We start from the raw sequence: 21,347 nt of genomic DNA on the forward strand, positions 1-21,347 counted from the left end.
CGATCCAAGTACCGGGAAACGGAAGCAATGAAACCAGGGAAGCGATACGGCGGAATTAATAATATTATTAGTCATGAAAGCGGGTATCGGGAGTTTCCCTGGCGGAGGCGGCGATGGCAGGCGGGGACAGGCGCGGATCGTGATCCGCGAGGCGGGGGGATCAGGCGCTTCAGGCGAGACAGCAGTCGATGGGACGCACAAATGAAAACGCCCGGAAAACCCGGGCGTTCGTTCGCTGCTGATGGAGAGAGGTTACTGTTGCAGTTCCACCCGTTTGATCTCCCTGACGATCACGAGATAGCTGAAGATGGTCACGAGCGCGTTGACGCCGACGAACGCGAGCGCGCCATTGAACGAACCCGACTGCGCAACCAGGTAGCCGATCACGATCGGCGTGACGATACCCGCCATGTTGCCGAACATGTTGAAGATGGAGCCCGACAGGCCAATGGCTTCTTTCGGCGACGTATCCGCGACGACCGCCCATCCCAATGCGCCCAGGCCTTTGCCGAAGAACGCGAGCGACATCAGCGCGACCACGAGCCAGTCCGTGTTCACGTAGTTGCAGCCGATGATGCAGGACGACAGCAGCATGCCGCCCACGATGGGCACCTTGCGGGCGACGGTGAGCGAATGTCCGCGTCGGATGAACGCGTCCGATACGATCCCGCCGAGTACGCCGCCGAGGAACCCGCAGATGGCCGGCAGCGACGCGACGAGTCCCGCTTGCAGGATCGTCATGCCGCGTGCCTGCACGAGGTAGATCGGGAACCAGGTGAGGAAGAAGTACGTCAGCACGTTGATGCAGAACTGCGCGAGATAGACGCCGAGCAACATCCGGTTGCCCAGCAACTGGCGCATCACGGACCAGCGCGACTGGCCGGCGCGTGAAGCGGCAACCTGAGTCTGCCGGCCGTGAATCAGACCGCCGCCCTGTTCGATGTGTTCGAGTTCGGCACGGTTGACCTTCGGATGCTGAGCGGGATTCTTCATCACCTTCAGCCACGTGAACGCGAGCAGAAAGCCCGCGACACCCATCACGATGTACACGTGATGCCAGCCGAATGCGTGAGTGAGCCACGCCATCAGCGGCGTGAAGATGACGGCCGCGAAGTACTGCGCGGAGTTGAAGATTGCCGATGCGGTGCCGCGTTCCCTGGTCGGAAACCAGCTGGCGACAACTTTCGCGTTGGCGGGGAAGGCGGGCGCTTCTGCCGCGCCCATCACGAAGCGCAGTACGAACAATGCAGTGACGGCTGCCGCGCCGCTGCCCAGCACACCGATCGAACTCTGCAGCAAGGTGAAGAGCGACCACAGGAAGATACTCGCCGCATACACGCGACGCGCGCCGAAGCGATCGAGCAGCCAGCCCGCCGGCACCTGCGAGAGCACATAGGCCCAGCTGAACGCCGAAAAGATGTAGCCCATCCTGATCGCGTCGAAACCGAACTCGGCGCGCATCGCGGAGCCCGTGACCGACAGCGTCGCACGGTCCGCGTAGTTGAACGTCGTGATCACGAAGATCAGCAACAGGATGACGTAGCGCACGCGCGTCGGTGTCGCGACGTCTGCGGGGTTCGCAGTGCGGCTCGCAGTGCGGCTGATGGTCATGATGTCTCCTCTTGAATGCGCGCCGGCTGGCGATGAGCGAGGCGGCCCGCCTGCCGTCAGGCGGGCCCTCGCATGTCTCCTTTCGCGAGGCGCTTATTGCGCGCCGAGCTTGCGGATCAGCGCGTCGAGTTGCGCGAGTTCTTCTTCCGTCAGATCGGTGAGCGGTGCGCGGACGGGACCGGCATCGCGGCCAACCAGCTTCGCGCCCGCCTTCACGATGCTCACCGCGTAGCCCGCGCGACGGTTGCGGATGGCCAGATACGGCAGGAAGAACTCGTCGATCAGGCGGCCCGTGGTGGCGTGATCGTCGGCGGCGATTGCGCGATAGAACTCCATCGCGGTCTTCGGAATGAAGTTGAACACGGCCGACGAGTACACGGGCACGCCCAGCGCCTTGTACGCCGCTGCGTAGACTTCCGCCGTCGGCAGGCCGCCGAGATACGAGAAGCGGTCGCCGAGACGGCGACGGATCGACACCATGCTTTCGATTTCGCCCACGCCGTCCTTGAAGCCGATCAGGTTCGGACACTTGTCCGCGAGTTGTTCCAGCGTATCGGCGTTGAGCTTCGAGTTGGCGCGGTTGTAGATGATCACGCCCATGTCGGGCACCGCTTTGCACACCTGTTCGGCGTGCTGCGCGATGCCTTCCAGCGACGCTTCCGTCAGATAGTGCGGCATCAGCAGAATGCCGTTCGCGCCGTTGCGTCGTGCTTCCTGCGCGAAGGCGATGGCAGCGCGCGTCGGGCCGCCCGCACCCGCGAGGATCGGCACCTTGCCTTTGCAGACTTCGGTCGCCGTGCGCACGACGTTCGAATACTCGCTGTGCGTGAGCGAGAAGAATTCACCCGTGCCTCCCGCGACGAACAACGCCGAGGCGCCGTAAGGCGCCAGCCATTCGAGACGCTGCGCGTAGGTGTCGGGGCGGAAATCGCCATTGGCGTCGAAGTCGGTCACGGGGAAGGACAGCAGGCCTTCGGAAACAATCTGCTTGAGTTCTTGCGGTGTCGTCATGATTCGGGTGCGTCGAGTAATGTTGTTTGACATGTTGAGTGAGGTGATCGTACAAGTGCGACGCGGCCAAATCAAACAAAATCAGCATTTTTCTGTGGATTTGAGGGTTTACGCGTAGCCGTAAAAGCGTTAAATGTTGTACGATGACGCCTAAGTTGTTTGACGAAATTGCAGGCTTTAAGCCGATCGAGTTGAAGGCAATGAAACAATCTCCGCTTTACATTCGCGTACACCCCGAAGACAACGTCGCGATCGTCGTCAACGACGGCGGTCTGGACACGGGCGCCGTGTTCCCCGACGGCCTGACTTTGTGCGAGCGCGTGCCGCAAGGGCACAAGGTCGCGCTGCAGGATCTGGCCGAAGGCGATGCTGTCGTGCGCTACAACGTGGTCATCGGGTATGCGCTGAAGGCGCTGCCGAAGGGCAGCTGGGTGAACGAGCACGTGATCCGCATGCCGACGCCGCCGGCGCTCGACGACCTGCCCATCGCGACGATCAAGGCGCCCGACATGGCGCCGCTCGACGGCTATACGTTCGAGGGTTATCGCAATGCGGACGGCTCGGTCGGCACGCGCAACATCCTCGCGATCACGACCACCGTGCAGTGCGTAGCCGACGTGGTTCAGCACGCGGTGACGCGCATCAAGGCCGAGTTGTTGCCGAAGTATCCGAATGTCGACGACGTCGTGAGCCTCGGACACACGTACGGATGCGGCGTCGCGATCGACGCGCCCGATGCGATGGTGCCCATTCGCACAGTGCGCAACATCAGCCTGAATCCGAACTTCGGCGGCGAGGTGATGATGGTGAGCCTCGGCTGCGAGAAGCTGCAACCCGAGCGCCTGATGCCGCCGGGCACGATCCCGATCGCCACGGCGACGAATACGGAAGACGTCGCGGATATCGGCGATCTCTCCGCGAAGGCGGGCAACGGCGAGGTCGTGACCTTGCAGGACGATTCGCACGTCGGCTTTCAGGCGATGATCGAATCGATCATGAAGATGGCGGAAGGGCATCTGAAGCGGCTCGATGCGCGGCGTCGCGAGACCTGTCCCGCATCCGATCTCGTGATCGGCGTTCAATGCGGAGGCAGCGACGCCTTCTCCGGACTCACGGCGAATCCTGCCGTCGGCTTCGCAACGGACCTGCTGGTGCGCGCGGGCGCAACCGTGATGTTTTCGGAAACGACGGAAGTGCGCGACGGCGTCGGCCAGCTCACGGCGCGCGCGGCCAATGCCGATGTCGCGGCGGCCATCATCCGCGAAATGGAGTGGTACGACAGTTACCTCAAGCGCGGCGGCGCGGACCGCAGCGCCAACACGACGCCCGGCAACAAGAAAGGCGGCTTGTCGAACATCGTCGAAAAGGCGATGGGCTCGATCATCAAGTCGGGCAATTCGCCGATCTCCGGCGTGCTCTCGCCGGGCGAGAAAGCTAAGCAAAAGGGCTTGATTTACGCGGCAACGCCTGCCAGCGATTTCATCTGCGGCACGCTGCAGGTGGCGGCGGGGATCAATCTGCACGTGTTCACGACGGGCCGCGGCACGCCGTATAGCCTCGCGGAAGTGCCCGTCATCAAGCTCGCGACGCGCACGGACCTCGCGCGCCGCTGGTTCGACCTGATCGACGTGAACGCGGGCACGATCGCAACCGGCGAAGCAACGATCGAGGATGTGGGCTGGGAGCTGTTCCGCCTGATGCTCGAAGTCGCGAGCGGACGCAAAAAGACCTGCGCCGAAGCGCTCAAACTGCACAACGCGCTCGTGCTCTTCAATCCGGCGCCCGTGACCTGAGCGGATGTGTTTCGACGCAGGCAATCCGAAGAATGCAGTGAAACTTCAACATCGACGACAACAATGACAAGCAAAGACAAGTTCGGGAAACGCGCTCTTCGGATCGTGACGGGTGCCGTATTCGGGGTGATGGCATCGGTGGCGGCTCATGCATCGACTTATGTGTATGTGTCGAACGCGGACAGCAAGGATATTTCCGTGCTCGCACTCGATCAGACCAACGGCAAGCTGACGTCGGTCGAAACGGTGCCCGTCGACGGTGCGGTGATGCCGATGGCGATGTCGCCGGACCATCGTCGTCTGTATGCGGCGCTGCGCTCCACGCCGTATCGCGTGGTGAGCTTCGCGATCAATCCGCTCGATGGCCGTCTGATCGAACTGGGCAGGGCGCCGCTCGCCGACAGCATGGCCTATGTGTCGACGGATGCGACGGGGCGCTATCTGTTTTCCGCGTCGTATGGCGGGAACCTGCTCGCGGTCAACGCGATCGGCGCGGATGGCGTTGCGAAGGACGTGCAGCAGACCATCAAGACGGGACCGATGGCCCATGCGATCCGTACCTCCGGCGACAACCGTTACGCCTTTGCATCGGTGCTCGGCTCGGATGCCTGGCTGCGCCTGAAGTTCGATGCCTCGACGGGACAACTGACGGAAGACAGCGCGCCCGCGTACAAGCTGCCCGAAAAGTCGGGGCCGCGTCATTTCGTGTTTTCGCGCGATCAACGGTTCGTGTATCTGATCGATGAACTCGACGGCAAGCTGCACGTGCTGTCGTTCAATCGCGCGACGGATACCGTCACGCCGATCCAGACGGTGTCGATTCTGCCGCCGGCGTTTTCGGGCGACAAACCGTGGGGTGCTGATGTGCATCTGACGCCGGACGGGCGCTTCCTGTACGCATCGGAACGCACGTCGAGCACGTTGGCGTCGTACAAGGTCGACCCGGTTACGGGCAAGCTGAAACGGCTCGGCACGTATCCGACGGAAAAGCAGCCGCGCGGTTTCAATATCGATCCGACGGGGCAATATCTGTTCGCCGTCGGTCAGTTGTCTCCCACGATGAGCGTGTACCGCATCGACGCGAAGACCGGCGACCTTGGCGAGATCGGCAAGTACCCGGTAGGCAAGGGCGCCAACTGGGTCGAAGTGGTGGGCTTCGACGGATCGAATCAGTAATTCGAGGCTCGTTGCTATTGCGCGAGGTGCCTCGCGCAATAGCGTCTGATTGCAGACCCAGCAGCCGTTTGCACTATCTCAGACGGCTTGTTCAACAGCGTCCGCACGGCGTCGGCGGGTTCCCGCTGTCTTCGGCGCCGTCTTCTCCTTCTCCTCCCCGACCGCCTTCTCCCGGCGCGTCTGCCAGGACTCACCCCATTCACGCAAGCCAATCAGTACCGGCTCGAGCGTTTTGCCGAGCGGCGTCAACTCGTATTCGACCTTTGGCGGCACTTGCGGATACACGTGGCGCGTCACGATGCCATCCGCTTCCAGTTCACGCAGTTGCAGCGTCAACATGCGTTGTGTCGTGTTCGGCATCAGCCGCGTCAGTTCCATGAAGCGCTTTTTCTCGTTCAGCAGATGGAACAGGATCACCGGCTTCCACAAGCCGCCGATGACGGACAGTGTGACCTCGACAGCGCAGCCGCTCTTGCTGTCCAGACGTTTGGGGCGCATGGCTTTTATACCTACATAATTGATAGTACCGGCTTTAATTGTACCTTCTTGCGGCTATCGAGGTACGACGGGACAATCACGCTGTGGTCGCGGGCCTTCCGCGACCTCGCGCGCCGTCACATGGGCGCGATTGCCATTTCGATGCCGATGCGAACTCACCGTTCGTGCGTGCATCAATCGACCATCAGGAGTTGCTTCGATGAAAGCCATCACATTGCGCCGCCCCGGCGGACTGGACCATCTCGAACGCGTGGAACTCGCCGATCCGGGCGCCCCGGCGCCGGGAGAAATCCGCGTACGCATTCACGCGAGTTCGCTCAACTTCCATGACCTGGGCGTCGTCACCGGCCGCCTGCCCGCGGATGACAAGCGCATTCCGATGTCGGATGGCGCAGGCGTCGTCGAAGCGGTCGGCGATGGTGTCACCGAATTCGCCGTCGGCGATTCCGTCGTTTCCACGTTCTTTCCGAACTGGCTCGACGGCGGTCCGATGCTCGACGATTTTTCGACCACACCGGGCGATGGCGTCGATGGTTACGCTCGCGAAATCGTCGTGCGTCCGGCGCAATGGTTCACGCACGCGCCGCGCGGCTACAGCCATGCGGAAGCGGCGACCTTGACCACGGCGGGCCTGACGGCGTGGCGCGCGCTGGTCGTCGACTATTCGCTGAAGGCGGGCGACAGCGTGCTCGTGCAGGGCACGGGCGGCGTGTCGATCTTCGCGCTGCAGTTCGCGAAGCAGATGGGCGCGACAGTGATCGCGACTTCGTCATCCGACGAAAAGCTGGAAAAAGCCCGCGCGCTCGGCGCCGATCATCTGATCAACTACAAGCGCGATACCGACTGGGCGTCGAAAGTACTCGAATTCACGAATGGGCGCGGCGTCGACAACGTCGTGGAAGTGGGCGGACCGGACACGCTGGGTCAATCGATACGCGCGTGCCGGATCGGCGGCCATATCGCGCTGATCGGCGTGTTGACGGGCATCGCCGGGCAGGTGCCGACGGTCGATCTGATGCGTCGCCAGCAGAAGCTTCAGGGGTTGATCGTCGGCAGCCGCAGGCACCAGAGCGACATGATCCGCGCGATCGACGTAAACGGAATGAAGCCCGTGATCGACAGCACGTATCCGCTCGACGAGATTGCCGATGCCTTCCGCCATCAGGCAGCCGGCAAGCATTTCGGCAAGGTTTGTCTGTCGATTTAAAAGAGGGCGGCGCACGTGCTCATGCGTCGCGAGACCTCTAAAGTTTTCCGGATCAGCGCCGAAGAAGTAGCCGTGGTCGTCCACTAACACGCGCAGCGCATCTCTCTACGGCACTGATCCAGAATGAACACGAACAACTGTCGGCAAACAGCCGTCAACGGGTACGCGGCGCAACCGGTGCAGGACGGGCGAGCGAGAGCCCGCAGCGTTCCGCGCGACCAGCCGTCGACCACCGTCGAGCAAATCAAGGAAACGGCCGGCGTTGTGCTGGCGGCCGTGTTCACCATCATCGCGGGAGCCGGAACCGTCCTTCAGCTCGTCGCGTTCTTACGTTGATCCCTGAGCGGCAGCCGAATGAAGTGACGCTATGATGCCGGTTTCAATCATCGCTTCCGATGCGGCCGGTCATGTCGTCAACTCCTGAGCCACCTCTCCAGAGCCGTATCGATGCGGGCGTGCATGATCTGCGCGTCACGCGATACGGCTTCCTGCTGCTCGACAACTTTTCGCTGATCGCGCTAGGCACCGCGGTGGATCCGCTGCGTATCGCGAACATGCTGGTCGAACGCAAGGTTTACGACTATCAGCTGATCGGCGCCAGCAACGAGTTCGTGTGTTCGAGCGACGGCATCCGCGTGATGCCCGACACGTCGATGGCTGACGCAGGGAAATTCGACGCCGTGTTCGTCGTCGGTCCCAATCCGATTCCACGCAAGGGCATCGGCGCGGTGCTCGACTGGCTGCGTTATCACGCGCGCAGCGGCACCGCGCTCGGCGGACTCGATACGGGCAGCTACTTTCTCGCGCGAGCGGGCCTTCTGAACGGCTATCGATGCACGATTCACTGGGAAGACCAGGACGTGCTGCTGGAGCAATTCCCCAAACTCACCGTCTCCAACCGCCTGTATGAGGTCGACCGCGACCGCTACACGTGCAGTGGAGGCGTTGCGCCGCTCGATCTGATGGTGCATCTGCTCGGCATGCCGCCCGGCAGCCATTCGCTGGCGGCGCGCGTGCTCGAACTGCTGGTCGCCGAGCGGCGCAGTCACGAGCAGCGTCAGGTCACGTCGCTGCGGCAGTACATCGGCGCCGAGCACGCGAAACTGGACGAAGCGCTGCAGGTCATGGAAAGCAACGTCGAGGAAACGCTGTCGGTCGCGGAGATCGCGACGTTTCTCGACGTCTCGCAACGGCAGCTCGAACGATGGTTCCAGGAGCGGCTCGGCAAGACGCCGGCGCAGGCGTACCTGGAAATCCGTCTGCTGCGCGCGCGGCAACTGCTCTACAGAACGGCCAAACCGCTCGAAGAGGTCTGCGCCCGCACCGGCTTCACATCGCTGACGCATTTCTCGACCCGCTACAAGGCGCAGTTTCATATCTCTCCGATAGCCGATCGCAGGCGCTATCAGAAGGCGCTGTAAACACCCCACAGCAAGCAGGCACGCGTGAATGCGGCAAGGATCGTGGTTAACCCTCGATGTCGAAAACGAAAACTCCAGTGTCGCATCGAGAAATATTCGAAAGCGGCAGAACCCTAACATGAGGCTCACTTCAACTGGATTTTTCACCGAGGAGTCGAGCACATGAAACTGGAGAACCTGATCCGCATCGAGAACGGCGAGAAAGTGAAGCACACCTTCTCCGACGCCGAATATGCAAGCCGTCAAGGCAAACTGCGTGAGCTGATGGCGCGCGACAACATCGACGCCGTACTGTTCACGTCGTATCACAACATCAACTACTACGCGGATTTTCTCTACTGCTCGTTTGGCCGCAAGTACGGGCTCGTCGTGACCAGCAAGAAAGTCGTGTCGATCTCGGCGAACATCGACGGCGGCCAGCCGTGGCGGCGCACGGTCGGCGACTACAACGTGGTCTATACCGACTGGCAGCGCGACAACTTTTTCCGTGCGGTGCAGGGCGAGATCGAGAACAAGGGCCGCGTGGGCGTCGAATTCGACCAGATGCCCGTCGAAGTGCTGGCTAAACTGAAGGCAGCGCTGCCTGCCGTCGAATTCGTCGATATCAGCGCGCAGACCATGCGCATGCGGATGATCAAGTCGGCGGAAGAAATCGCCTTGATCAAACACGGCGCGAACGTGTGCGACGTGGGCGGCGCGGCGCTCGCAGCGGCCGTGCGTGAAGGCGTGCCCGAGCATGAAGTGGCGCTCGCTTCGACTCAGGCGATGGTGCGCGAAATCGCGCGGCGTTTTCCCGATTCGGAACTGATGGATACGTGGACGTGGTTCCAGTCGGGCATCAACACCGACGGCGCGCACAATCCCGTCACGACGCGCAAGGTGCAGAAGGGCGACATCCTGAGCCTGAACTGCTTTTCGATGATCGCCGGTTACTACACGGCGCTGGAACGCACGATGTTCTTCGATCATTGCCCGGACGAGTATCTGCGCCTGTGGAAGATCAACGTCGAGGTGCATGAAGCAGGTCTCAAGCTGATCAAGCCGGGTGCGCGCTGCTGCGACATCGCGAACGAACTCAACAAGATCTACGCCGAGTACGGCGTGCTGAAGTACCGCACGTTCGGCTACGGCCACTCGTTCGGCGTGCTGTCGCACTACTACGGCCGCGAAGCGGGTCTCGAACTGCGCGAAGACATCGAGACGGTGCTGGAGCCGAACATGGTCGTGTCGATGGAACCGATGATCATGCTGCCGGAAGGTCAGCCGGGCGCAGGCGGCTATCGCGAGCACGACATTCTCGTGATCGGCGAGAAGGGCGCGACCAACATCACCGGCTTCCCGTACGGACCGGAGCGCAACATCATCGCGGCCTGACGGCTGTTTGCGCGTAGCCCTGCGGCGCGAGCCGCAGGCGACCCACTGTGGCAGGAGGCGTTGTACATGTTTTCAAAAGAACAGACCATCGCGGGTTTCGATCCGGAACTGTCGGACGCGATGCTGCGCGAGCGTCAACGACAGGAAGATCACATCGAGCTGATCGCGTCGGAAAACTATGCGAGCCCGCGCGTGCTGGAGGCGCAGGGTTCGGTGCTGACGAACAAGTATGCGGAAGGCTATCCCGGCAAGCGCTATTACGGCGGATGCGAGCATGTGGACGTGGTCGAAACGCTGGCTATCGAGCGAGCGAAGCGGCTGTTCGGCGCCGCGTATGCGAATGTTCAGCCGCACAGCGGCTCGCAGGCGAACGCGGCGGTCTATCTCGCGCTGCTCGCGCCCGGCGACACCATTCTCGGCATGAGCCTCGCGCACGGCGGGCATCTGACGCACGGCGCGAAAGTGTCGTTCTCGGGCAAGGTCTTCAACGCGGTCCAGTACGGCGTCGATGCGGCGACGGGACTGATCGACTATGACGACGTCGAGCGGCTGGCGCTGGAGCATCGCCCGAAGATGATCGTCGCCGGATTCTCGGCCTATTCGCGCGTGCTCGACTTCGCGCGCTTCCGCGAGATCGCCGATCGCATCGACGCGTATCTGTTCGTCGATATGGCGCACGTCGCGGGCCTGGTTGCCGCGGACCTGTATCCGAATCCCGTGCCGTTTGCGGACGTCGTGACGACGACCACGCACAAGACGCTGCGCGGTCCGCGCGGCGGCCTCATACTGGCGCGCGCGAATGAAGCGCTCGAAAAGAAGCTCAGTGCGATGGTATTCCCCGGCACACAAGGCGGACCGCTGATGCATGTGATCGCCGCAAAGGCGGTGGCGTTCAAGGAAGCGCTCGGCGCGGAGTTCGCCGGGTACCAGAAGCAGACGCTGAACAATGCGCGCGCAATGGTGGACGTGTTCATCGAGCGGGGCTACAAGGTGGTGTCCGGCGGCACGGACGATCACCTCTTGCTGGTGGATCTCGTCGATAAAGGGATCACGGGCAAGGACGCGGACGCGGCGCTCGGCCGCGCGCACATCACGGTGAACAAGAATGCGGTGCCGAACGACCCGCAGTCGCCGTTCGTGACGAGCGGCATTCGCATCGGCACGCCGGCCATCACGACACGCGGATTCGTCGAGCACGATGCGAGGCTGACGGCGTCGCTCGTGTGCGACGTGCTCGACGGTATCGGCGACGAGCGGACGGAAGCTCGCGTGCGCGAACAGGTTGCGCAACTGTGCGCACGGTTGCCCGTGTATCGGGGCCTGTGAAGCGCGCGTGAACAACGGGACATGGATTGACGTAATCAGGAGGCAACAGCCATGAAGCAAAGTGTGGTGATAGGAGAACTGGCGGCGCCCGAGTACGCGCGCCGCATCGGCGGCGGCTGGCCCGTGCTGATTCCGCTTGGTGCGCTGGAGCAGCACGGGCCGCACATGTCGATGAACCCCGATGTGCTGCTGCCGACGGCGATCGGCGTCGCGGTCGCGCAGAACATCGACGCGCTGGTCGCGCCCGCGATTGCCTACGGATACAAGTCGCAGCAAAAGAGCGGCGGCGGCAATCATCTGTGCGGCACGACGAGTCTCGACGGCCATACGTTGTCGTCGACGATCAAGGACATCCTCAAGGAATTCGCGCGGCACGGCGCACGCAAGATCTGCCTGATCAACGGCCACTTCGAGAACTCGATGTTCGCGGTCGAAGGAATCGACCTTGCGCTGCGCGAGTTGAAGTGGGAAGGCATTCACGACTTGCAGGTCGTGATGCTGTCGTACTGGGACTTCGTTACCGAGCAGACGATTGCGCGTATCTATCCCGACGGCTTCCCGGGTTGGGCCGTCGAGCACGGCGGCGTGCTCGAAACCTCGCTGATGCTGCATCTGCATCCGCATCTGGTGGACATGTCGCAGGTGCCCACGCATGCGGCCGCGACCTTCCCGCCCTACGACGTGTTTCCGCCGATTGCCGAGTGGACGCCCGCATCGGGATGTCTGTCTTCGGCTGCGAATGCGTCGGCGGAAAAGGGGAAATTGCTGTTCGACGTCTGCGTTGAAGGGATGTCGCAGGCATTGGGCGAAGCCTGGCAAGCGCGTGCGAAAGCATCGCGGGCCTGACAACCGGGAGAGAGCGATGAGCACGCGCGAGAGCAGTCACCCGACACATGAAGTAGTCGCCGACAAGGCATGGAGCATCGAGCAGCACGCGATCGACCCGATTCCCCGCGAAGACCGGCATGGCACGCCCGCCGAACTCTTCAAGATGTGGATCGGCGCGAACACGAATTACGTGGTGGTGGTCACCGGCGCGCTGGCGCTTTCTCAAGGACTGTCGTTGTGGCAGGCCTTGCTCGCGATTCTGGTCGGCAATGCATTCGGATGCTTCGTGCTGGGACTGACGACCATCATGGGGCCGAAAACGGGCACGTCGGGGATCATGACGTCGAGAAGCTCTTTCGGGCAACTCGGTTCGTTCCTGCCGAAAGCCGTCAGTCTCGTTTCAGCGTTGAGCTGGTTCTCGATCAATTCCGTCGTCGCGACCCAGGCACTCGAAACGCTGCTGAAAATGGGCGGTTTTCATAGCCATGGCGTGGTGTGGGTGTCGCTCGCGATCATTCTGGCTGCGGAGATCGTGCTCGCAATCTTCGGGCATGCGACCATCATCGCCGCGGAGAAATGGATCGCGCTGATACTCGCCGTACTGTTCGCGGGGCTTGCGGCATTCGTGTTGCCGCACACGAGTCTCGCGATTGCATCGCAAGTCAATCACGGCGGCGGATCGTTCAGCACGTGGCTGATCGCAATGGGAATCGTGTTTTCGTACCCGATCGGCTGGGCCAACTTCGCCTCCGACTACAGCCGTTATTTCCCCGCGGAAACGAGCTGGAAGAAGATCGTGCTGGCGGCAGGCGGCGGTCAGTTCGTCGCGCTGATGTTCTGCGAAGTGATCGGCGTGCTGTTTGCGACGGCGCTTGGCGGCTCGCTCGGCGAAGATCCCGTGAGCCAGTTGGGCCGCTTCCTGCCGACGTGGTTCATCGTGCCCTTGCTGTTCGCCATCATCCTGGGCGGCATTGCAGCGAACGTGCCCAACGGCTATACAGCGGGTCTCGGTCTTCTCGCGCTGCGCATCCCGATCAATCGCGTGACGTCGCTTGCGATCATCGCATTGTTCACGTTGTCGTTTCGCGTGGTCACCGTGTTCTATGGCCAGTTCTTCGACATGTATCAGGTCTTTCTCAACTACATGGTCTTCTGGACTGCGCCCTGGGCCGCGATCGTCGTCGTCGACTACTTCATGCGCGGCGGCCACTATCGCCCCGACGAATGGATGAAGTGGGGCAGCGGCGCGTACTGGTACACGAACGGAATCTTCTGGCCGGGCATCATCGCGTGGATGCTGGGTATCGTTGCATCGATCGTGTTCTCGAACTCGCCGACCTACGTGAGCCCGCTGATGCGCGACTATCTCGGCTGGGGTGATCTGAGTTTCGAGTTCTCTCTGCTGACGGGCGGTATCGCGTACTTCCTGCTTGCGCGTCGACATCCGCTCTTTCTGACGACATCGGCTGGCGATCGCCTGCGCGGCGATATTCACTCCACGTCGATCTGATTCGTTTATTCCGAGGTTGCCCGCTATGTCCGTCGGCGTCTTATGACGCCAGCGGAGATAGCGGGCCTTTTTGCGTTTACGCGCTCGTTTTCATTCGACTTTAGCGACACTCGAAGCGCTTTTTCTGGCGTATACCCTCGATGTCGGAAACAGTGAGCACGTTGTCGAAAGCGGAAATATTCCGCGTTACTGGACTTCTACCATGCACTCAAGCCGGTTCGATCAACATGAGGTTTGGAGAGTGTCAATGAATACGAGAAGAGCTTTACGTGGAGAGTCCCCCGCGAGTGGCATCGCGTCCACTGACGTCACGCGCGAGGGCGGTGCCGCAGTCCCGGCAGTCGATCCCAAACTGCTCAGGCGCGCGGCCTGTGCGAGCTTCATCGGCAACTTCGTCGAATGGTTCGATTACGCGTCGTACGGTTACCTCGCGACGATCATCGCCGTCGTGTTCTTTCCGAAGACGGATGGCACCACCGGGTTACTGGCGGCCTATGGCGTGTTCGCGATTTCGTTCATCGTGCGGCCCATCGGCGGCATCGTGTGGGGGCATTTCGGCGACAAGATCGGCCGGCGTGCATCGCTCTCGTTGTCGATTCTGATCATGTCGGCGTCGACGTTCGTGATTGCGCTCTTGCCGACTTACGCACAGGTCGGCGTGCTCGCGCCGGCGCTGCTTCTGCTGGTGCGCGTGATCCAGGGTTTTTCCGCTTCCGGCGAGTATGCAGGCGCGTCGGCGTTTCTCGCCGAATATGCGCCGTCGAACCGGCGCGGCTTCTATACGAGCATCGTGCCCGCCAGCACGGCGGCAGGCCTGCTGTTCGGTTCGATTCTGATTGCTGTGATGCACGCGGTGCTGAGCAGCGAGCAACTGCATTCGTTCGGCTGGCGCCTGCCGTTTCTGCTCGCCGCACCGTTTGGTCTGATCGGCCGATACATCCGGGTGAAGCTCGAGGACACGCCGCGTTTCAAGGCAATCGAGCAACAGAGCCATGTCGCGCGTGCGCCTATTGCAGAACTGCTCGGCAGGCATCGCGTGAAGATGCTGATCGCGTTCGGCGCGACCTGCCTGAATGCCGTCGCGTTCTATCTGGTGCTGAGCTACATGCCGACCTATCTGTCGACGGAACTCGGCATGGATGAGACCGCGTCGTTCATCGCCGCGACGATCTCGCTGACGGCATACATCGGCCTGATCTTCCTGATGGGCGCATTGTCGGACCGGCTTGGCCGCAAGTCGATGCTGATCGGCGCATCGATCCTGTTCGCGGTGTTGACGGTGCCGCTCTTCAAGGGCCTGGCGGGCGCGGGCTTCATGACGATCGTCGCGATACAGATTGCATTCGGTGCGTTGCTGACGATGAACGACGGCACACTGCCTTGCTTCTTGTCGGAGATCTTCCCGACGCGGGTGCGTTACAGCGGCTTTGCATTCTGCTTCAACGCGGCCAATGCGCTGTTCGGCGGCACGGCGCCGCTGGTGGCGACGTGGCTGATCGGCGCGACGGGCAGCAAGCTCGCACCCGCGTGGTATCTGGTGGGCGCGGCCGTCGTCGCGCTGGTTGCGATGAGCGCGAGCCGCGAAACCTCGCGTGCACCGTTGGCCGACGAGTAACCCGCCATGCGCATCGCAGACGATCCATTCGGATCGAGAGCACGCGGCGGCGCGGCAAAGAGCCGTGCCGCCGCGGCTGAGGCAACCCGGCCCGTGAAGTTTGGAATCGTCCTGTTGCCGAACTTCACGTTGACGGCGTTTTCCGGTTTCGTGGATCTCTTGCGCCTCGCGAGCGACGAGGGCGATTTCAGCAAACCGGTCCGCTGCGCATGGACGGTGGTCGGCGAGACGCTGACGCCCGTGCGGGCGAGTTGCGGCATTCAGATCCAGCCCTGGCAAACCTTCGAAGATGCCGGCACGTTCGATTACCTCGTCGTGATCGGCGGCCTGCTTCATTCCGGACCCGGCGCCAGCGACGCGACGCTGCGCTTCATCCGCCGTGCCGCCGATACGTCGTCGACACTCGTGGGCATCTGCACCGGCGTGTTCGCGTTGTCGCGAGCAGGTGTGATGGACGGGCATCGCGTGTGCGTCAGCTGGTTTCACTACTGGGATTACATCGCGCGATTTCCGGGCGTGGACGAGACGCTGCTCGTCGCAGACCGGCTGTTCGTCATCGATCGCCGGCGAATTTCCTGTTCGGGCGGACGCGCGTCCATCGATGTGGCGGCGGCCATTCTGCAACGACATCTCGATGCCGCAACGGTGCAGAAGGCACTGCGCATTCTGCTCGTGGAAGACGCGCAGCGGGCGAGTGCGCCACAGCCGCACCCGCCGGGGACGAAGCCCGTCACGCATCCTCGCGTCAAACGGGTGGTGCATCTGATGGAGCAGCACATCGGGCGGCCGTTGAGTCTGGATGAACTGGCCGGACGCGTCGATATGTCGGTGCGCCAGTTGCAGCGTCTCTTCAAGACGCAAACGGGCGAGTCGCCTCTCGCCTACGCGAGGCGCTTGCGGCTGAAGACGGCTGCGTGGCTGCTGACGGACTCGGAGCGAACCGTGGCGGAGATCGCCGCGCTCTGCGGGTTCTCGGATGCCTCTCACATGGGGCGCGAGTTTCGCAAGGAGTTCGCGGTCGCGCCCAATGCCTATCGCGCCGATCGGGCTCGCGAGTCTGTCGCCGTCGAGCAGGTGTGAGCGACGGAATTCGCGACCTACGCGACGGGCGTGGACGCGTTGCGGGCCGGTCACGCGACGCCTGCACTGCCGTTTCAACGCGATCCCACTCAGAGTCGCTATTAAGCCATCTGTTTTGTTTATGAGTCCGCGCAGCGAACAGCAGGACGACAACGCACACGGTCTCCAGACGGGATACCGTGGGATGCGCTCCACGCGGCCTTCCCGCTTTCCTCATACCTGCCTTTTCCATCCGCAGACCGTTGTCACCGTGCCGTTGAACCTGGTTTGACAAGGGTTTACCCTGTGTTCACGTTGCGGCGGCCTGGGTTTGTACTTCGTATCCCATAAGCACCGTCGACTGGTCGAAGACCAAAGCATCGCGCCGAACGAATCAAACGGGCGCGGCGACCGTCGACGAATTTCGTTCAATGTGACTACGAAGGAGGAGACATGGGCAGTCATCTGGCCACGAGCGGTAACGATTCCCGCCGGCATCTCGGCAACCCCGAAGCGGATCGCCACGACCTCAAGGCGACGATTCGCGCGGGCATGGCAGGCGGTTTAACGGGTGCCGTGCTGATCTGGATTTACGAGGCGCTGGTTTGGGTAGGCGCACAACATCTGATGCCGCTCGCGGGCATTCCACGCAACGCGACGGGGCTGGTGTTCGGCAAGGGCGTTCAGGATGCGCTGGGCATCTGGGCGTATTTCCTCGGCACCGCAATCCACTTTTTCTTCGCGCTGGGATGGGGCGTGCTGTTTGCTCTGATCTGGCCGTATTTCCGCCGGCGCGGTTATGAAGCCACGTTCGTCGCGCTGTTCTACGCGATCTTCGCGTGGATCGTGATGCACGTGCTGATCTCGATTGCGTCGAGCAATCACCCGAATTACTTCGATCCGAACGTGATCGTCGGCGGCTTCATGTCGCACTTTGTGTTCACGGTTCCGCTCGCGCTGGTCGTCAAGCGCATGCTCGACCCGCAGAAACGATAGAAGGACGGACGCACGCGTCGGTCCGCAGGAAAGTACCAGCACTACCAAGGAGTTTTGGCATGGCACGGATCATCGGAGGCATTGCGGCCTCACACACGCCCACCATCGGGTTTGCCTTCGACAAGAACAAGCGGGACGATCCTGTGTGGGCGCCCATCTTCGAGAACTTCGCGCCGCTCGCCGACTGGCTCGCGGAAAAGCGCCCCGATGTTCTGCTCTTGATCTACAACGATCACGTCACGTCGTTCTTCTTCGATCACTACTCCGCATTCGCACTCGGCGTGGGGCAGGAATGGAACGTGGCGGACGAGGGCGGCGGACCGCGCGATCTTCCCTCGATCCAGGGCCACCCCGAATTCGCCGCGCACGTCGGCAAGTCGCTGATGACCGACGAATTCGACATGTCGTTCTTCCAGAACAAGCCGCTCGATCACGGCTGTTTCTCGCCGCTGTCGATGCTGTGTCCGCACAAGCCCGAATGGCCCGTGAAGCTCGTGCCGCTGCAGATGGGCGTGCTGCAATTGCCCGTGCCGAGCGCGCGCCGCTTCTACAAGCTCGGGCAGGCACTGCGCCGCGCCGTCGAGAGCTATCCGGAAGACCTCGATGTCGCGATCGTCGCGACGGGCGGCCTGTCGCATCAGGTGCACGGCGAGCGCTCGGGCTTCAACAATACGCCGTGGGACCACCGCTTCCTCGATCTGCTCGAACAGGATCCGGAACAGCTCGCGGGCATGACCCTCGCCGAATACGCCGAGCTGGGCGGCTACGAAGGCGCGGAAGTGATCATGTGGCTGACGATGCGCGGCGCGCTGCCCGCGAATGTCGTCTGCAAGCATCGCAGCTATTACCTGCCGTCGATGGCGGGCATTGCGACGGCGATCTTCGAAGGGCAGGGCGGCGAAACGCGGCCTGCCGTCGTCGAGCGACATCGCGATCGCATGGCCGTCGAACTCACGAACGTCGAGAAGCTGGAAGGCACCTATCCGTTCAGTATCGAGACGGCCGTCAAGGCTTATCGCATCAACGAATACCTGCACCGGATGATCGAACCCGCGCATCGCGCAGCGTTCATCGCCGACCAGGAAGCGAGCTTCGAGGCAGCGGGCCTGAGCGAACAGGAGCGCGACCTGCTGCGTCGACGCGACTGGCGCGGCCTGCTTCATTACGGCGTGATCTTTTTCATGCTCGAAAAGCTCGGCGCCGTGACGGGCGTATCGAATCTGCACATCTACGCCGCGATGCGCGGCCAGACGCTCGAAGAGTTTCAGAAGACCCGCAACGCGCCCGGCGCGCTCTATTCGGTGGCGGGTAAAACCGCTGCCAAGGCCGACTGGGAAGACGCGGAAAAAGCAAAAGACATCAACAAGGGCTGAACGCCCATCGCGTTGCCGCGACTGGCGCGACGTGCATCGAACATGAATCGCACGCAACGCCAGTACGCACGCGCCGCACTTTAGGAGACTACACATGCCGGCGAGCAAGACAATCGACATCAAGGCGTTCATCGACGAACGCCACATTTCGGCCTATCAGTGGCTACTGGTGGTGCTGTGCTTCCTGGCCGTCACCGCGGACGGGATGGACGTCGCCATCATGGGCTTCGTCGCGCCGTCCATCATTCACGACTGGGGCATTTCGCGTCCGCAGTTCGGCCTCGTGATGAGCGCAGCGCCGATCGGTCTCGTGATCGGCGCGCTCGCAGCCGGTCCGGCATCGGACCGCTTCGGCCGCAAGTGGGTGTTGATCGCGTCGGTGTTTCTGTTCGGCGTGTTCACGATCATGACTGCGTTCACGCAGTCGCCGGTGTCGATGGCCGTGCTGCGCATCCTGACGGGCATCGGTCTGGGCGCGGCGATGCCGAACTCGACGACGCTGCTGTCGGAGTACTCGCCGCAACGCAAGCGCGCGTTGCTCATCACGATCATGTTCACGGGCTTCAACCTCGGGTCGGCGCTGATCGGCTTCGCGGCTGGCTGGCTGATTCCGTTGCATGGCTGGCGCTCGGTGCTGATCTTCGGCGGCACGTTGCCGCTTGTGCTGATTCCGCTGCAAATCTGGCTGCTGCCCGAATCGGCTCGCCTGCTCGCGGTGCGCGGTGCGCCTGCTGCACGCATCGGTTCCGTGCTGGGCCGTGTGACGGGTGCCAGGTTCGACGGCGACGAGAAGTTCATCTCGACGGAACCGCCGCTGCCGACGCGCAAGCCGATCGGCGTGCTGTTCTCGCAAGGCTACGGTTCGGTCACGCTGGCGCTGTGGGTCACGTATTTCATGGGCCTGCTCGTGATCTACCTGCTGACGGGCTGGCTGCCGACGCTCATCAAGGACGCGGGCCTCTCCGTGACGGCTGCCGCCAACGTGACGGCGATGTTCCAGATCGGCGGGACGATCGGCGCTGTGCTGGTCGGCTGGTTCATGGACAAGACGCGTCCGGCGCATGTGATCAGCGCCGCGTATGTCGGTGGCGCGGTGTTCGTGCTCGCGCTGGGATGGATGGGCGCACTGTCGTCGTCGCTCGCGCTGCTGGTGTTCGCCGCCGGGTTCTGCATGAGCGGTGCGCAGACGGGCCTCAATGCGTATGCGCCGGGCCGTTATCCGACCGTTGCACGTGCGACGGGCGTCAGCTGGATGCTCGGCATGGGCCGCTTCGGCAGCATTTTCGGTTCCGCAGTGGGCGGCGCGCTGCTCGGGCTCGGCTGGCAATTCGGCGCGATCCTCGCGATGCTCGCTGTGCCCGCCACGCTCGCGGCGATCGCGGTCCAGGTCACGCAGCGCAAACAGGTCGATGGACCGGCCGTGTCTGCCAACGCGGCGCACTAAGCTCCATGGATTGAAGGGCGCTTGCCGCGAACGAGCGGCATGCGCCTGATTTGAAGCATCAAGCGATTGGGAAGAACGATGATCATCGACATTCACGGCCACTACACGACCGCGCCGAAAGCGCTGGAGGCGTGGCGCAACCGCCAGATTGCTGGCATCAACAATCCGTCGGAGATGCCGAAGGCATCCGAACTGCACATCACCGACGACGAACTGCGCGAGTCGATCGAGCAGAACCAGTTGCGCCTGATGCGCGAGCGCGGTCTCGATCTCACGGTGTTCAGCCCGCGCGCGAGTTTCATGGCGCATCACATCGGCGACTTCGAGGTGTCGAGCACGTGGGCCGCGATTTGCAACGAGCTGTGTTATCGCGTGAGCCAATTGTTCCCCGAGCACTTCATTCCCGCTGCGATGCTGCCGCAAAGCCCGGGCGTGGATACGGCGAGCTGCATTCCCGAACTCGTGAAGTGCGTCGAGCAGTACGGCAATGTCGCGATCAATCTGAATCCCGATCCGTCGGGCGGTCACTGGACGAGCCCGCCGCTGTCCGATCGCTACTGGTACCCGATCTACGAGAAGATGGTCGAGTACGACATCCCCGCGATGGTTCACGTCAGCACGAGCTGCAACGCGTGCTTCCACACGACGGGCGCGCACTACCTGAACGCGGATACGACTGCGTTCATGCAATGCCTGACATCGGACCTGTTCCGCGACTTCCCGAGCTTGCGCTTCGTGATTCCGCATGGCGGCGGCGCGGTGCCGTATCACTGGGGACGTTTCCGTGGACTCGCGCAGGAAATGAAGAAGCCGCCGTTGCAGGAGCATCTGCTCAACAACATCTTCTTCGATACCTGCGTGTATCACCAGCCGGGGATCGACCTGCTGACGAACGTGATTCCCGTCGACAACATTCTGTTCGCCAGCGAAATGATCGGCGCGGTGCGCGGCATCGATCCGCAAACGGGCCACTATTTCGACGACACGAAACGCTATGTCGAAGCCGCCGATATGAATCCCGAACAGCGCTACAAGATTTATGAAGGCAACGCACGGCGTGTGTATCCGCGCCTCGATGCCACGCTCAAAGCTCAAGGAAAGTGAC

The 21,347-nt window shown here is 62.3% G+C and carries 18 protein-coding genes; 15 read left to right on the forward strand and 3 right to left on the reverse strand.

The window, feature by feature from the left end; all coding sequences use genetic code 11:
• Window positions 1-252: 252 nt before the first annotated feature.
• A complete protein-coding gene (locus tag G3N95_RS00790) occupies window positions 253-1,611 on the reverse strand; it encodes an MFS transporter (protein ID WP_241018156.1) in 1,359 nt (452 codons plus the stop codon).
• A 93-nt stretch (window positions 1,612-1,704) separates the two neighbouring features.
• The gene (kdgD, locus tag G3N95_RS00795) at window positions 1,705-2,622 is read right to left on the reverse strand and encodes a 5-dehydro-4-deoxyglucarate dehydratase (protein WP_205968054.1); all 918 of its coding nucleotides are present in this window, start codon (window positions 2,620-2,622) and stop codon (window positions 1,705-1,707) included.
• Between the two features lie 200 nt (window positions 2,623-2,822).
• Between kdgD and garD the strand changes: the two genes are divergently transcribed.
• Both garD and G3N95_RS00805 read left to right on the forward strand, forming a co-directional pair.
• Window positions 2,823-4,415 carry a galactarate dehydratase gene (gene garD / locus G3N95_RS00800; RefSeq protein ID WP_205968055.1) on the forward strand — a complete coding sequence of 531 codons (1,593 nt, stop codon included), beginning with the start codon at window positions 2,823-2,825 and terminating at the stop codon, window positions 4,413-4,415.
• Between the two features lie 63 nt (window positions 4,416-4,478).
• Window positions 4,479-5,591: a beta-propeller fold lactonase family protein gene (locus tag G3N95_RS00805; protein ID WP_205968056.1), complete on the forward strand. Its 1,113-nt coding sequence runs from the start codon at window positions 4,479-4,481 to the stop codon at window positions 5,589-5,591.
• Window positions 5,592-5,669: 78 nt separating this feature from the next.
• On the opposite strand, the gene G3N95_RS00810 is transcribed toward G3N95_RS00805, so the two are convergent.
• A complete protein-coding gene (locus G3N95_RS00810; RefSeq protein ID WP_205968057.1) occupies window positions 5,670-6,089 on the reverse strand; it encodes a helix-turn-helix domain-containing protein in 420 nt (139 codons plus the stop codon).
• Between the two features lie 199 nt (window positions 6,090-6,288).
• On the opposite strand from G3N95_RS00810, the gene G3N95_RS00815 reads away from it, so the two are divergent.
• From G3N95_RS00815 to G3N95_RS00875, 13 genes are all read left to right on the forward strand, one after another.
• A complete protein-coding gene (locus tag G3N95_RS00815) occupies window positions 6,289-7,296 on the forward strand; it encodes an NAD(P)-dependent alcohol dehydrogenase (RefSeq protein WP_205968058.1) in 1,008 nt (335 codons plus the stop codon).
• A gap of 123 nt (window positions 7,297-7,419) precedes the next feature.
• Window positions 7,420-7,632 (forward strand): hypothetical protein, encoded by a 213-nt coding sequence (locus tag G3N95_RS00820; RefSeq protein ID WP_205968059.1) that lies wholly within the window; start codon window positions 7,420-7,422, stop codon window positions 7,630-7,632.
• 71 nt (window positions 7,633-7,703) lie between these two features.
• Entirely contained in the window at window positions 7,704-8,717 is a 1,014-nt protein-coding gene (locus G3N95_RS00825; protein ID WP_205968060.1) for a GlxA family transcriptional regulator, read from the forward strand.
• Window positions 8,718-8,879: 162 nt separating this feature from the next.
• Window positions 8,880-10,091: a M24 family metallopeptidase gene (locus tag G3N95_RS00830; RefSeq protein WP_205968061.1), complete on the forward strand. Its 1,212-nt coding sequence runs from the start codon at window positions 8,880-8,882 to the stop codon at window positions 10,089-10,091.
• Window positions 10,092-10,157: 66 nt separating this feature from the next.
• Complete coding sequence (gene glyA, locus G3N95_RS00835) at window positions 10,158-11,417, forward strand: serine hydroxymethyltransferase (protein ID WP_205968062.1); 1,260 nt, start codon at window positions 10,158-10,160, stop codon at window positions 11,415-11,417.
• Window positions 11,418-11,468: 51 nt separating this feature from the next.
• Window positions 11,469-12,263, forward strand: coding sequence for a creatininase (locus G3N95_RS00840; RefSeq protein WP_205968063.1), 795 nt, complete (start codon window positions 11,469-11,471; stop codon window positions 12,261-12,263).
• A 16-nt stretch (window positions 12,264-12,279) separates the two neighbouring features.
• Entirely contained in the window at window positions 12,280-13,755 is a 1,476-nt protein-coding gene (locus G3N95_RS00845; RefSeq protein WP_205968064.1) for a cytosine permease, read from the forward strand.
• 247 nt (window positions 13,756-14,002) lie between these two features.
• Window positions 14,003-15,370: an MFS transporter gene (locus tag G3N95_RS00850; RefSeq protein ID WP_241018157.1), complete on the forward strand. Its 1,368-nt coding sequence runs from the start codon at window positions 14,003-14,005 to the stop codon at window positions 15,368-15,370.
• Window positions 15,371-15,376: 6 nt separating this feature from the next.
• A complete protein-coding gene (locus G3N95_RS00855; protein WP_241018158.1) occupies window positions 15,377-16,450 on the forward strand; it encodes a GlxA family transcriptional regulator in 1,074 nt (357 codons plus the stop codon).
• Window positions 16,451-16,882: 432 nt separating this feature from the next.
• Complete coding sequence (locus G3N95_RS00860) at window positions 16,883-17,425, forward strand: hypothetical protein (RefSeq protein ID WP_205968065.1); 543 nt, start codon at window positions 16,883-16,885, stop codon at window positions 17,423-17,425.
• Between the two features lie 59 nt (window positions 17,426-17,484).
• A complete protein-coding gene (locus tag G3N95_RS00865; RefSeq protein WP_205968066.1) occupies window positions 17,485-18,798 on the forward strand; it encodes a gallate dioxygenase in 1,314 nt (437 codons plus the stop codon).
• A gap of 94 nt (window positions 18,799-18,892) precedes the next feature.
• A complete protein-coding gene (locus G3N95_RS00870) occupies window positions 18,893-20,242 on the forward strand; it encodes an aromatic acid/H+ symport family MFS transporter (protein ID WP_205968067.1) in 1,350 nt (449 codons plus the stop codon).
• A gap of 78 nt (window positions 20,243-20,320) precedes the next feature.
• Window positions 20,321-21,346, forward strand: a complete 1,026-nt coding sequence (locus tag G3N95_RS00875; RefSeq protein ID WP_205968068.1) for an amidohydrolase family protein — start codon at window positions 20,321-20,323, stop codon at window positions 21,344-21,346.
• Window position 21,347: the final 1 nt, after the last annotated feature.

This window comes from Paraburkholderia sp. Tr-20389 (assembly GCF_017104565.1).
GTDB lineage: Bacteria > Pseudomonadota > Gammaproteobacteria > Burkholderiales > Burkholderiaceae > Paraburkholderia.

What these genes read in the sequence shown, in the direction of transcription:
- G3N95_RS00790 (WP_241018156.1), bottom strand. Translation starts at nt 1,611, where the DNA reads ATGACCATCAGCCGCACTGCGAGCCGCACTGCGAACCCCGCAGACGTC.
- kdgD (WP_205968054.1), bottom strand. Translation starts at nt 2,622, where the DNA reads ATGACGACACCGCAAGAACTCAAGCAGATTGTTTCCGAAGGCCTGCTG.
- garD (WP_205968055.1), top strand. Translation starts at nt 2,823, where the DNA reads ATGAAACAATCTCCGCTTTACATTCGCGTACACCCCGAAGACAACGTC.
- G3N95_RS00805 (WP_205968056.1), top strand. Translation starts at nt 4,479, where the DNA reads ATGACAAGCAAAGACAAGTTCGGGAAACGCGCTCTTCGGATCGTGACG.
- G3N95_RS00810 (WP_205968057.1), bottom strand. Translation starts at nt 6,089, where the DNA reads ATGCGCCCCAAACGTCTGGACAGCAAGAGCGGCTGCGCTGTCGAGGTC.
- G3N95_RS00815 (WP_205968058.1), top strand. Translation starts at nt 6,289, where the DNA reads ATGAAAGCCATCACATTGCGCCGCCCCGGCGGACTGGACCATCTCGAA.
- G3N95_RS00820 (WP_205968059.1), top strand. Translation starts at nt 7,420, where the DNA reads ATGAACACGAACAACTGTCGGCAAACAGCCGTCAACGGGTACGCGGCG.
- G3N95_RS00825 (WP_205968060.1), top strand. Translation starts at nt 7,704, where the DNA reads ATGTCGTCAACTCCTGAGCCACCTCTCCAGAGCCGTATCGATGCGGGC.
- G3N95_RS00830 (WP_205968061.1), top strand. Translation starts at nt 8,880, where the DNA reads ATGAAACTGGAGAACCTGATCCGCATCGAGAACGGCGAGAAAGTGAAG.
- glyA (WP_205968062.1), top strand. Translation starts at nt 10,158, where the DNA reads ATGTTTTCAAAAGAACAGACCATCGCGGGTTTCGATCCGGAACTGTCG.
- G3N95_RS00840 (WP_205968063.1), top strand. Translation starts at nt 11,469, where the DNA reads ATGAAGCAAAGTGTGGTGATAGGAGAACTGGCGGCGCCCGAGTACGCG.
- G3N95_RS00845 (WP_205968064.1), top strand. Translation starts at nt 12,280, where the DNA reads ATGAGCACGCGCGAGAGCAGTCACCCGACACATGAAGTAGTCGCCGAC.
- G3N95_RS00850 (WP_241018157.1), top strand. Translation starts at nt 14,003, where the DNA reads ATGAATACGAGAAGAGCTTTACGTGGAGAGTCCCCCGCGAGTGGCATC.
- G3N95_RS00855 (WP_241018158.1), top strand. Translation starts at nt 15,377, where the DNA reads ATGCGCATCGCAGACGATCCATTCGGATCGAGAGCACGCGGCGGCGCG.
- G3N95_RS00860 (WP_205968065.1), top strand. Translation starts at nt 16,883, where the DNA reads ATGGGCAGTCATCTGGCCACGAGCGGTAACGATTCCCGCCGGCATCTC.
- G3N95_RS00865 (WP_205968066.1), top strand. Translation starts at nt 17,485, where the DNA reads ATGGCACGGATCATCGGAGGCATTGCGGCCTCACACACGCCCACCATC.
- G3N95_RS00870 (WP_205968067.1), top strand. Translation starts at nt 18,893, where the DNA reads ATGCCGGCGAGCAAGACAATCGACATCAAGGCGTTCATCGACGAACGC.
- G3N95_RS00875 (WP_205968068.1), top strand. Translation starts at nt 20,321, where the DNA reads ATGATCATCGACATTCACGGCCACTACACGACCGCGCCGAAAGCGCTG.